The sequence below is a fragment of the Frankia sp. CeTa3Moorea genome (genome assembly GCF_978021225.1).
The window spans coordinates 1-11,970 of the sequence record NZ_CDXDOR010000151.1 but is presented as its reverse complement, the minus strand read 5'-3'; the positions used below and the strand labels follow the sequence as shown (position 1 = coordinate 11,970).

The following is an 11,970-nucleotide window of genomic DNA, read 5'->3' as shown; positions in this document are numbered from 1 at the left end:
CTGCTCGCGCTCCGCCATCAGCAGCCTGCGCAACTCCGCCGTATCAGCCTCGCGAAGCGAGATCAGTTCCCGGTCGTGCCCCGGCGCGGCGAGGAGCAAGGCATCCTGGATCTGGTTGGCGACCATGCCCGCCGTGGCCGTCAGCAGCGGCCCGGCATCCCGGCGCGGACAGGTGAGATCGAACAGGCCGAGCGTCTGCCCCGTCGCCGGATCACGCAGGGGAACACCGGCACAGGCGAACTCGCCGAAGGGCTCCGCGTAGTGCTCCTGACCGAACACGTGCGCCGGCCTGTGCTCCTCGAGAGCGGTACCGATGCCGTTGGTGCCGACAAACCGCTCGGCGAAACTAAATCCGGGCACCAGCGATATACGGTCCAGCCGGCGTTCGAACGCGGCGTCGCCGGTGCACCGCACGAGCACCAGACCGTTCGCGTCGGTGACGATCGCGCTGACGGCCTGCCTGGCCAGGCGGTCGGCGAGCTGGCACAGGACCGGTTCGGCCGCGCGCACGACAGGTGCGTCGAGGTCCGACGCGGCGGGGAAGGGCTCGGGGCTGTCCGCGGCCACCGCCCACCGCCGCGACCGCATCCACGACTCGCGGATCGGATCCCGCACCCCACCGGGCTCGCTGGTCTCAGCTGAGATCCCAGCGGTGAAGAACCGCTCGCGCACCCGCTCGAGCGAGGCTCCCTCCCCACCGTTGAGGCGAACCCCCGAGGCCCGTCCGGCTCGCCGAGACGGTCTTGACCGATCCGGCATGACGCACCTTCCCGCACCTTTAACCGTGTGACCTGAGGCAAGTATATGCCGCTGGGGCATGAGCTCGGAATCATAATCCGCTTAGCCCTGCTCGCCGGAGAGGGCAAAAATTGTAGAGAAAGCAATATCCAGTATTTTTCTCCCGAAAATCGGTCTTTCATGTGCTTGGTAGGCGGGGTGCGGTGCGGCCGCCTGCACGGTGTTAGTGACGTTGGGGCCGGCCTCCTCGATGATGCCCGCGCCCTCGTGCCCGCCGACGATCGGGAAGCGGGGCGGCAGGTCGCCGACGGCTGTCGGAGCCCCGGCGCCGAACAGGGCGGCCGGACAGGCATGGCCGTCGTCACATCCACCATGGGCGATGGCAATTTCGGCGCCGAAAGCACGCTACTTCCCGAAAAGGGAGGCGGTCTCAACCGGTCGGTGCGCCAGCTCTGGTAGAAGGGCTGCCGGCTGGTCGAGTGAGCCCGGGGACGCTTCATGATCTACCGGCGCCCTGCCCGTAGTCGCCTGAAGTGCGTCGGCCATCTCCGGGTCGGCGGGGAGGAACGTCTCCACCGCCAGCTCGGAGACGGTCACGTCCGTCGAGAACGGTGATGAAGGTCCCCACCAGCACCACGACAAGGGCGCCCGCCGAGGGGGAGCGGTCTCTGCCGAAGGCGGTCGTTCGCCGACCTCGACGGTGAGGTGGTGGGGATCTGCTTCAGAGGTCATTCGTGCTGCTCTCCTGCTCTGCCCGCCATCACCGTGATGATGATTCTGGGATGGCTACCCGTGGCCCGCAGGCTTCCGCACCCCCGACCGTCGAATCAATTACGTCCGAGGTAATGGGGCTGGCGCCACCGGGCACGGCCGAGAAGATCGCCGCAATGACGGTGGTCGAGCGTGGCAACACGTGGTGTGTCCAATCGTTCGGCGAGCGCGATGAGGCTCGCATCGGTGCCACCGAGCGGGAGATCCCGATATCGACCGGCCAGTTCCCGCACTCGGGACCAGTCCGCATACGTCAACGTCTCCACAATGAGCGCATCGTCGATGATCGACGTGTAAAGAGCCAGTTCCGCCGTAGCGCCCAGTTCCCGGTTGATAAGATAGGCGGCTTCCGCGATCACGAGAGGAGAGGTGACCAGCGCCCCCTCGGTCTCCTCCAGAAGATGTGCGCACGCCACATGGTGAGGATCGCTGCGGTCAGTGGCAGCGACGATCACTCCGGTGTCGACGAGGAGCACCCGGGGTCAGTCCCGGCCGAAGCCGTCCGCCAGAAGGTCGTCGATGCGTGCGGTGATGCCCTCGGCCGACGCACCCGCCCCCACGAACGCCAGCCTGCGACGTGACTGCGGCGCGGCCGGGGGAAGGTGGGCCGCGAGGTCCGCGATGACCTCGACGAGGCTCACACCACGCCGCTCGACCTCGGCGGTCAGGCGCCGGACCACCTCGTCAGGAAGATCAAGCGTGAGGCTCACGACGACGATTCTACGACCCTGAGAGACGAGTGGCCGGGGATCCGCGCCGGCCTAAAGCACCGCCTCCGGCCATCCTGACCAGCGCCACCAAGGTGGCCGCGCCATGGGCCGGGGATGGGAACGGGGACGGATCCGGCCGGTCCGCGGGATCGGAGAGCTCCGTCAGACGGACGGGGGGATCATGTCGTCGGCGATCCGCTCGATCCTGGCCCGTAACTCGGCCAGGGGGAGCCTCAGGTCGAGCACGTACGTCACGAGCTCGATGGGCGCGGGACCCCCGATCCGGCGCCGGACGACGTCGCCACGACCGCCGGGCTGGCCGTCGGCCCGCTCCGAGCCAGCGTAGACGAGCCGTCCCTGCCGGGCGCCGAGCCGGGCACAGTAGGCGATCATCTGGTGGTACACGTGTGCGCGCGCGCCCTGTCGGATCGCGAGCCGGTACTTCGCGTCGAGGACAACCGCCGGGATCATCCGCCCGCCCGGGCCCTCCGGCCGGTACAGCACGAGATCGGGGCACATCTCCAGCGTCCGGTCCTCGTCGAGGTGGTGGGTGCGGTCCTGCAGGCGGACCTCACCGCCGCGACGGGTGAGGACCTCGTCGACGGCGTGGGTCACGAAGTCCTCGAAGACCTCCCACATCTTCACCACGAAGCCGTCCACCCGGAGCGTCTCCCCGTCTTCCCGTTCGAAGGAAGACGAGCGCAAGACCGTCTCGGCGAGCCGGAGCGCCGCCTGGTAGGGCGCGTTCACCCGGGTTGGCACCCAGTCCGGCGGCTCGACGGGGCCGTGCGCCGGCTCGGCCACCCCGGCCAGGGCGGCGGCGATACGGCGCAGCTCCTGGGCGGTGGCCGGTGCCACCCCGGCCAGGGCGAGCAGCGAGCGGGTGGCTGCGAGCAGCAACCGGTTCTCGGCGGTGTCGACGGTGCGCTCGTCATAGCGCACCTCGAGGGGGAACATCACCCCGGACCGTTGCCGGAGCTGCGCGGACTCGCGCAGCCGGCCGCGAAGGACGGGAAGCGCCGCATCCACCTGCCGATAGCCTCGCGGCACCCCGTGCGCGAGCGCCCGCGAGGCGGTTCGGGCGAACGCCACGGCGACCGCGGGCAGAAGATCCGGTTCCTCCGCCGCCTGGACCTCGTCCTCGAACCACCTGCCGCGATCCTGCGCGTAGCCAAGCAGAAACAGCAGACGGCGGATGGTGACCTTGGGTCGGATGCGAACCTCGAACGCCTCCTCGCCCGACCCGAGGCGCACGGTGCCGACCAGGGCGTTGTCCTTGACCTCGCAGGTACCGTCGGCACGCCGTTGCCGCACCTGCGCCACCTCGCTGGCCTCGAGCGCATCGGCCTGGCCCGGGCTCAGCTTCCGCCGCTGCCACCCGGCGCCCTCGGTCAGCTCCACCGGTGCAAGCATGGCATCAGCCTGCCGCGGGGCCGAGGGACTGCCGCAGCGCCGGTAGGCCGTACCGGGCGGCGAGGTCGATGGTCTCGCCGACGTGATGTTCGGCCAGCAGCGGCAGGATCTGATGTTCCCACACCCGGTCGAGGCCGTCGGCACTCTGGTGGACGCGGTCGCGCATCAGATAGGACGGGCCGACGCGGGCGTCCGGGTCGTCGATGCGGCGGTTCAGCTCGCCGAGCAGGCGGGCCGCCTCGTCGGGCAGGTCGCGTGCCGCGAGCCAGCGGCGCAGCACGGACGCGGTCGGCTCGACGTCCGGATGGAGCCCGACGAAGGTGAACCGCCGGCGCAGCGCCTGGTCGAAGGCGGCGATCGAACGGTCCGCGCTGTTCATCGTGCCGATGATGAACAGGTTCTTCGGTAGTTGGAAGTCGCGCGTGTCCGCGGAGGCGTACTGGGTGGTGACGGCCTCCCCGCGGTATTCCAGCAGGAAGTACAGCTCACCGAAGATCCTGGCCAGGTCACCCCGGTTGATCTCATCGATGATCAGGAAGAACGCCTGGCGGGGATTGAGCTCGGCGGCGGTGGCGAGCCGGCGCAGCGGACCGTCCACGAGCTCGAAGGACATCCGGTTGGTGGTGGCCGCGTCACCGTCGCCACCCTTCACCTGCACCGGGCGGAAACCCTGGAAGAAGTCCTCGTACATATAGGACGGATGGAACTGGACGAGGGTGACGTTCTCGCGCCGATCGTCGGCGAGATGCCAGGCCAGGTGCCGGGCGAGGTACGTCTTGCCGGTGCCGGGCGGGCCGTAGAAGATGAGCTGCGGCCGGTCCCGCAGAAGCTCGACGCACCTGCGCAACCAGTCCCGGCGGTAAAAGAGGCCGTCCGCGAACTCGTCCGTGACCTCGCGCAGATCGTCCCCGCCGAGGACCTGCCCGGCGAGGACCTGCCCGGCGAGGTCGGCGTCGGCGCTCTGGGGGACGGCCCCCGTCGTCGCGATCGATGTCACCGGCGCGGGCCCGGGCACCAGGGCGTCGAGGTCGGCGACGAAATCGGAAAGATCGACGATGCGCGCTTCCGCGTTGCCGAGCAGGGCCGCCACCCGATCGGGCAGATCGAGGTAGTTCACCGGCTCGTCGGCGTTGCGCCAGTGGACCGGCCGTTGCAGGTCCGCGACGCCCCCGACGCTCGCGACGAACACCGGCGGTCCGAGGATCTCCCCGACGTAGTACTGGTCACGGTCGTTCACGACGACGAGGTCGTTCTCCCGCATCCGGCTCAGGAAGGCGTGGTACTCGCTGGTGAGCCGGCCGCGCCGGGCCGAGGTGAGCGAGGCGTGTTCGCGGTCGACCGCCCGGCGCACCTGTTCCCGGTCGACCCCGGGCCGCACCTCCAGCCGGTCACCGGGCAGGGAACAGACCTCGTCGGCCAGCCAGAGATCCCGCGCCAGCGAACGGCCACGCCGGTCCGCGCCGCGTACCAGCCAGGCCCGGCGAGGGATCCGCTCCGGCGCGATGGACTCGACGAGCATGCGGAGGTCGTCGAGCGGCAGCCGCAGCTCGCCGGCCGCCCGCCCCGCCGTCAGGTCGCCGACCTCGACCTCGAACCAGTCCAGCCAGTCGCGATACTCGTCCTCGGTGAAGAGGGCCTCGCGCGGCGGCCGGCCCGCCGGGTCGAGCACGCGCGACCAGCCCTCGGGGCGGAAGCCGCACAGATGGCGGACGAGGCCGTCGACCGTCAGATCGGCCACCGTCGAGAGATCCGTGACGCTGACCCAGGTCTGCTCGGGCAGCACCGCGAGGACGTCGTCCACCAGGCCGAGGCTGCTCCGGTGTTCCCGCCAGTAAGTGTTGTGCTCCGTGACATCACGCCACCACGCGGCCTGGTCCGGGAACGCCCGCAACGCATCCCGGCCGATTCCGGTGGCCTGCCACCGGCGGTTACTCTCACTCAGATGACCGGCCCTGGCCAGGTAGACAGCGCCCCGCAGGACGAGTTTCCTTGCGACGGCGCTCCGCGGGTCGTCACCTGATCCGCGCCGCCATCCGGGATCGGCGCCAGCATCGGACGCACGCATCCGCATCCACAGCTCGTCCGGAGACGCCTCGCCGACCTCCGCCAAGATCCGCATAACCCGGTACAGCAGCCCACCGATGATCTCTAGCTGATCCGCCATGCACCCGCCCCCGACGCGATCCACCCGCAGGATCTGATCGAGAGCAATTATTCATCAGGTCATCAGACAACGACGAAGCACTCATAACGAACGAAACTTCAACTACCCAGAGTGATCATTCTGGTGAGCCAGCCAGGCCGTCCGGAGAGGTATCGAGCCGTCCGTCTCCCGCTGCCGCCGTCCACACGCCTCGCGCACCGAGCGCCCGTCGCCCCCGGCGAGCCTGCCGGCTGCCGAAGATCGATGATGCTGTGAGCAGGCCACATCGAGCGACAGGACAGGATAGGGCGCGAGCGTGAAGGCGCGCGAACCGATCTGTTTCGCGCGGCGCCGGCTCACGTGGACCGTGGAGAAATACGTTCCCCGATTGCCGGAGGTGATTACAGGCGGCAATCTCGCCCGGCTCGCTTCTCCGCGCCAGGACGCCGTACAAGTGCCAGGCGCTTCTGAATACGGTACCGTTGGCCCGGTCACGAGAATGGCTCTCTTCTGCCCCGGGAGCGTCCATGGCTGTTCGCCGGTCTCCGGCCAGGTCGCCGCAGTGACTCCGGCCGAGTTCCGTGGCCTCGAAACCGCCCCGGAACGACCCGACGCAGGTGGTGGGCCGGTCCCGGAGCAGTCGCGGGTCACCGAGATCGACAGAAAGCTCGACCTGCTGGACCGCGCCGCCTCCCCGGGCGACTCACCCGAGCCCCGCCATCAGGAGCGACCGGCCGGCCGGGATGCTCCCAGCCGGAACACCTCCAGCATCGACGCCAAGCTGGACCTTCTCGACAGGGCGGCGCTCGCCCGTTCCGGCGGCGGCGCGGCTACGCCAGCGGACACCACCGGCGACCGGCCGTCCGAGGTCCGCCCGCCCACCGAGCCCGGGAACAGCGACCGGGCTCGGATCGAGGCCAAACTGGCGCTGTTGGAGGACGCGGCCCGCCGCTACCGCCCCGAGCCCCCGGACGCGCCCGCCCCCGGTCGGGAACGCTGGGCCGTCCGCGAGGCACCGCGGACTCTGCCGGACGACCATCCGCTCCTCACCCCGACGGACACCATCAACACCCCCGAACGCGCCGCCTTCCGGGAGAATCTGGTGAAGGAGGTGATCGGCGATGCCAAGCCGCCGGAGCGGGGCAGTCCCACCCTCGACCTCATGGGCGGCGGCGGAGCCTCCGGCAAGGGCTTCGTCCTCAGGAACCTCGTGGCTGATGGACACATTCGGACCGACAATGCCGTGCGCCTCGATCCCGATGGCATCAAAGAACTCATTCCGGAGTTCGGTGCCATCGCTCAGGCCGGGGATTCCCGAGCCGCTGATGTCGTCCACGAGGAGAGCAGTACGCTGGCAAAGACGGTTCTCGGTGAGGCCATGAACCGCCGACTCAACATCATCTACGACAGCACCCTAGGTAATCCGGATAAGACCATGAAACTGATCGACGACGCGCACGAGAAAGGATATGAAGTACGCCTGTTCGGGGTAAGCGCAGACCCAGAGCTCGCGGTCGAACGCGCCGCAGCCCGCGGCGAGCAGTCCGGGCGATACGTTCCTATCGATCACCAGTTGAAGGCGCACCGCGGCTTCTCTCAGGGCTTCGAAAGCTATGCAGAAAAAGCCGACAGCGCCTTCCTCTTCGATACAAACAGCGAACCCAGGCAGATCGCCGTAAAGGAGCTTAACGGAGAACTTGAGGTTCTCGACCCAGCAGCCTACCAAAGCTTCCAGGCGAAGTCGCGGATCAATCCAGCGGCTACGGGACCGGCAACGCTCTACGGCGGAAATATAGATTTACAAAATTAGAAATTAAATCCGTAAAAGAACACAATAACACCCCAACCCCCTACCATCGCAATCCTGTCGAGATAGGAGAAAAATTATGCCCGAAAAAGAGATCAACGAAAAAACTACCAAGGAAACCGACGAGGAGTTCGAAGCTCGCCGAAAGAAAGAGTTTAACGAAGGAATGAGAAACGCTCGAACCTTCTCCACGGAGACGCTGGCGAAAGCAAAAGAAGACGAACGAAAGGAAGATGAAGAAAGGCGGAAGCGCATCTTCGGCGACAAGAAGCCCACTCTGTATGTCGATCGCTATACCGACCTGTGAGGCTTCGCGGCTGATCCCGGCGGCCCACAGAGCCCGTCGGTATCGGGTGAAGTCAGATCGGCACTGAGATCGTACGCAGAGATCCGGGGACGGCTACCAGAGGGCGTGCTGGTCGCCGGGAGGTGGCTCCGTGCCTTGTGCGCGCCGAAGGCGGCGAGGGTGGCCGGGAGTGGCCGGATGGCGGTGGCCGAGGCCGGCCGGTGGAACCAGCGGGCTGGCGTAGGCGAGCCCATCGGCCTCCGCGGCGGCCATCGCGTCGTAGATCGCGAGGATGCGGGCCTTCGTCCGCTCGAAGCGCTCCGGATCGTTGTTCCGGAAGGCCCGGAAGCTGTCCAGGATGTAGCCGACGTCATCCCGGTCAACGCCGTAGAGGTGGAAGTAGGCGGCATCCAGCTCCGCCCGCAGCTCGAACCGGCGTTCCTCGTCCCAGACGAACGGCGGCCCGGAATCACCCAGGTCCTCGGCGAAGGGCCGCATGTCCCAGGCGGTGTACGTCAGCTCCAGCACCCGCGCCTCGATCCACCGCGCCGGCGCCTCCCCCGCCAGCCACCCCCCCGGCTCGTCATACCGCTCCGGCGGCAGCACGGGAAGCTGCTTCATGAGAAAGTACTTGAACGAGGTGCCAGCGAATTTCTGTCGGGCACAGTAATCGAGCACGAACATGGAGAAGTTTGCCTGCAGAAGGGCTCCCCGTTCGGATGGCAATGCGAGGAGGAACTTGTCTCCCACGGCGTAACGCGGAATCGCGCCGCTGATCAGGGTCCGTTCGTCGGAGGCGCGGGCGATGTCGCGCCAGCCGAGCAGCCAGCCGCGGTCCCACCGCTCGCCGATCTTCTTCTCGACCTTCTCCTCGGCGACCCAGTAGCGCGGCAACGTGACGAAGTCCGCGTCGGCGTGCTGCTTGGGCGTCGTCCGGGGCAAGGTTCCCTTGTTCAGCTGGGCCTGCGTGGCCCCCTCGTAGGTCGAAAAGCGATGGTCGTAGTGGTGGACCATCTTCGCCTCGATCAGCGGGAGCATGTACTCGGTGTCCGCACCTGACCCTCGCGTGAAGACGTTGCCGACGAGATGCCAACCAGCCTTCTCCAGGTCCTTGCGAGTGTGGAAGTACTTGGAGTCATTAGCCATATCAAGCATGCGCATGAAGGAGACACGCCACGGGTTCGACGGAGGCCCGTCCCGCCAGAGAACCGGGACCCGGCGATAGATGTCGACCACGATCTGGGCGTTCCGGGGCGTATCGAAGACGGGGCAGGTGAGCGTGTTCGGATTCAACAGCTCGATATCACTCGACTCGAGAAGGAAAGAAAGATCCCCGAGATCCATGATTTTGCGAGCACGAAAAGCAAGTTTCAAAGTAGCCGACCGAGTACCACGCCCGGTCACGGTCACCAACGAAAATCGAAACTGGTTGTGGACCGCCGGGAAGATCTTCTCCTCATTCTCGAAGTCGAAGATTGAGGCCAATGAGAATGTTCGCACGAGGTCGCCGAAGAACGGCGCGGTGGTGGCGTCGGTGGCGATGCCGGTGGGCAGCACCAGGCCGGCACGACCGTGCGGGCCGAGGATGGTCCGGGCCGTCTCGGCGAAGACGGCGTAGGTGTTGACGTCGCCGCGGCCGGTGAGCGGGTAGCGGCCCGAGTCCCGCAGCAGTTGCGACCAGCCGGCGGACTCCCGCAGGTGATCCTGGAAGTCGGCGTACAGGGCACGGTCGGAGGCGAACTCGCTCTCCTTCAGCGCGTCGATCAGGTGCTGCCGGGCCGCCTTGTTCGGGGCCTTGGCGATCTTCTCGTCCCGGTGCGCGAAGAACTCCTTCTCCTGGAGCTTCACCCGCTCCCACGGCGGGTTACCCAGGACGCAGGAGAAGCCGCCGCGCCAGCCGGTGCCCGGGTTCGCGTCGGGAGCGTCCGGATCGTCATCCGTGCGGAAGACGTCCGGGAACTCCAGATGCCAATGGAAGAAACGGTACCGGTCCGTGATGTCGTCCAGGAGCTTCGCCAGCTCCGGTGACAGCTTCTTCGAACCAGCCATCAGCGGATACAGGAGCTGATTCGTGATCGCCGGTGGCCCACCCTCAGGCTTCGGCCAGACGAACGCGGCGCACCAGGCGTTGGCGGCCAGCAGGTGGAGGCGGCGCTCGGGCATGGCCTCCAGGGCCTCGTACCGCCGCGCCTGCTCACGGACATCCGACAGGGACAGTGCACGCAGATCGATGATCTCACGCAGCTCCTGCCGACCGCGCAGGTTGGCGAAGTGACTGATGTCGGCGGATTTCCGCGCCTCCAGGAAGACCGCACCCTGATTGTCGGCCAGCAGTGCCCTGACCCGGCTGGCATCATCGTCGCCGAACGCCTTGAAGGCGGCGTCGGGGATTCCCCCGTCCAGCAGCGTCGGGGTCACGCCGAGCAGGGCGTTGCCGACCTTGATGTGATGGTCGAGGTAGGCGAGCGGGCGGTTCGGCTCGACGGACGCCAGCCACAGCGAGAACTTGGTGATCTCGACCGCCAGCGGGTTGATGTCGACCCCGTAGACGCACCGCGCGACGACCTCGGGCAGGATCTTCACAATCTCCGCCCGGGACGGTTCGTCGTCTCCCCGGTCCATGATCGCGTATCTGCGGGCGATCCGGTGCGCGGCGGCGGCGAGGAAATGCCCGGAGCCGCAGGCCGGGTCCACCACGGTGATCCGCAGGAGGTCCGCGGGAATGCCGGAGGCCGCGTACCGGTCGATCACGGGGTCCAGCGCGGTCCTCAGCAGCGAGTCGATGAGCGCGTTCGGGGTGAAATAGGAGCCGGTGGTCTTGCGTTCGTTGCCCGGCGCGTCGACGAGACGGAACCGCCGGGCCGGCAGATCCGGGTCCGGCACCAGTTCCAGCAGCGACTCGTAGACGCTGCCGAGCTCCGCCCCGCCCAGATGGGCGAAGTCGACCCGCTGCCGGCGGCCCCGGTCATCCGTGACATGGCTGAGCAGTTTCACCGCGGCGAGCAGCCGCCGGTTGGGAAGTTCGAGCCGGCGCAGCTCGTCGGGACGGGCGTCGCGGTCGTCCGCACCGGACTCGCCGGACCGGCCCCGCCCGCTCGCCGAGCCACCCGTGAAGTACAGCCCGCCGAGGGCCGGCAGGGCGAGCTCGGGCCGGCCGCCGTCGCTGCCCAGGGCCTCCAGCACCAGGACGAGCCCGCGCCACAGGTCACCATGCTGATCACCACGCCGCCGGGAGGCGATGCGGCGCAGCCGCGCGGTGGAGAAGTAGGAGGCGTACCGCCGCCGGCCCTCGATGATCTGATCCGTGAGGCGCTTGCGGTCGGCCCGCTGCCGCGCCGTCTCGTCCGGTTTCTCCTCGGGAGGCTGGGGATGCAGCACGTCCCGGTCCTCGATGACGAACAGGAAGACCATCTGGTACACGAGCCGGAGCAGTTCGTGGCGGAACTCGTCGGGAGTCAGCCCGCCGTGCTGGCGGCCGGCCGCCAGCATCGCGCGCAGCCCGGGGTTGGCCTCCAGGAAACCGGTGCCCAGCTCCGCCATGGCCCGCACGACGTTGTCCCGCAGCTTGTCCCCGGCGACGATGCCCGCGGCCGCCGCATAGGTGTGCCAGCGTTCCAGCCAGCAGTCCGCCGGGTTCGTCGGCGCCGCGGCCACCCGATCGGGCGCCTCGAACCGCGAGGCGTGCGCGAAGGCGAAGAGCACCTCGAAATCGGAGTACAGCTCGCCGTCGAAAATGGCTTCGAGATCGAACTCCAGGTAGGAGTGGCCGACCAGGGCCGCCGACTCCCGCAGGATCCGCAGCTTCCGGCCGTTGGAAAGGATCCCCCACAGCCGGTCGTCGTGCCGGTTGAGGAACGCCTGCATCATGCGCTGCGGGGCCCGGTCGCTCTTCCCCGGCCCCAGCCGCTGGTCCAGATCGCGGTTCCAGGCGGCGAGGTGGACGGGAACGTGCCGCCACTCGTGGCTGATGGCATCGTCCTCGCCGAGGTGGCGCACGTACGCGACGCGGCCGTAGCCCAACTCGCCCAACAGGACCTGCAACCACAGCTCACGGGTCAGCGTCGTCCCCGTCGTCCCCGTCGTCCCCGTCCTCCCCGTCGTC

9 protein-coding genes are annotated in these 11,970 nt (G+C 68.0%); 3 read left to right on the top strand and 6 right to left on the bottom strand.

Features of this window, described 5'->3' with window-relative positions; genetic code table 11:
* Positions 1-759: GAF domain-containing protein (locus tag AC08OV_RS20280; protein WP_476620117.1), on the bottom strand; the 759-nt coding region annotated here is incomplete at its 3' end.
* Between the two features lie 246 nt (positions 760-1,005).
* On the opposite strand from AC08OV_RS20280, the gene AC08OV_RS20275 reads away from it, so the two are divergent.
* Positions 1,006-1,197 (top strand): hypothetical protein, encoded by a 192-nt coding sequence (locus AC08OV_RS20275; RefSeq protein WP_476620116.1) that lies wholly within the window; start codon positions 1,006-1,008, stop codon positions 1,195-1,197.
* Between the two features lie 368 nt (positions 1,198-1,565).
* Here AC08OV_RS20275 and AC08OV_RS20270 read toward each other — a convergent pair whose 3' ends face one another.
* The 4 genes from AC08OV_RS20270 to AC08OV_RS20255 form a co-directional block, all read right to left on the bottom strand.
* The gene (locus AC08OV_RS20270; protein WP_476615479.1) at positions 1,566-1,985 is read right to left on the bottom strand and encodes a type II toxin-antitoxin system VapC family toxin; all 420 of its coding nucleotides are present in this window, start codon (positions 1,983-1,985) and stop codon (positions 1,566-1,568) included.
* A 6-nt stretch (positions 1,986-1,991) separates the two neighbouring features.
* A complete protein-coding gene (locus AC08OV_RS20265) occupies positions 1,992-2,219 on the bottom strand; it encodes a hypothetical protein (protein ID WP_476615478.1) in 228 nt (75 codons plus the stop codon).
* Between the two features lie 162 nt (positions 2,220-2,381).
* The gene (locus tag AC08OV_RS20260; RefSeq protein ID WP_476615477.1) at positions 2,382-3,632 is read right to left on the bottom strand and encodes an McrC family protein; all 1,251 of its coding nucleotides are present in this window, start codon (positions 3,630-3,632) and stop codon (positions 2,382-2,384) included.
* A 4-nt stretch (positions 3,633-3,636) separates the two neighbouring features.
* Entirely contained in the window at positions 3,637-5,796 is a 2,160-nt protein-coding gene (locus AC08OV_RS20255; protein WP_476615476.1) for an McrB family protein, read from the bottom strand.
* A 541-nt stretch (positions 5,797-6,337) separates the two neighbouring features.
* On the opposite strand from AC08OV_RS20255, the gene AC08OV_RS20250 reads away from it, so the two are divergent.
* Positions 6,338-7,585, top strand: coding sequence for a zeta toxin family protein (locus AC08OV_RS20250; protein ID WP_476620115.1), 1,248 nt, complete (start codon positions 6,338-6,340; stop codon positions 7,583-7,585).
* Between the two features lie 76 nt (positions 7,586-7,661).
* Positions 7,662-7,889, top strand: coding sequence for a hypothetical protein (locus tag AC08OV_RS20245; RefSeq protein WP_476615638.1), 228 nt, complete (start codon positions 7,662-7,664; stop codon positions 7,887-7,889).
* 93 nt (positions 7,890-7,982) lie between these two features.
* Here AC08OV_RS20245 and AC08OV_RS20240 read toward each other — a convergent pair.
* Positions 7,983-11,970: Eco57I restriction-modification methylase domain-containing protein (locus AC08OV_RS20240; RefSeq protein ID WP_476620114.1), on the bottom strand; the 3,988-nt coding region annotated here is incomplete at its 5' end.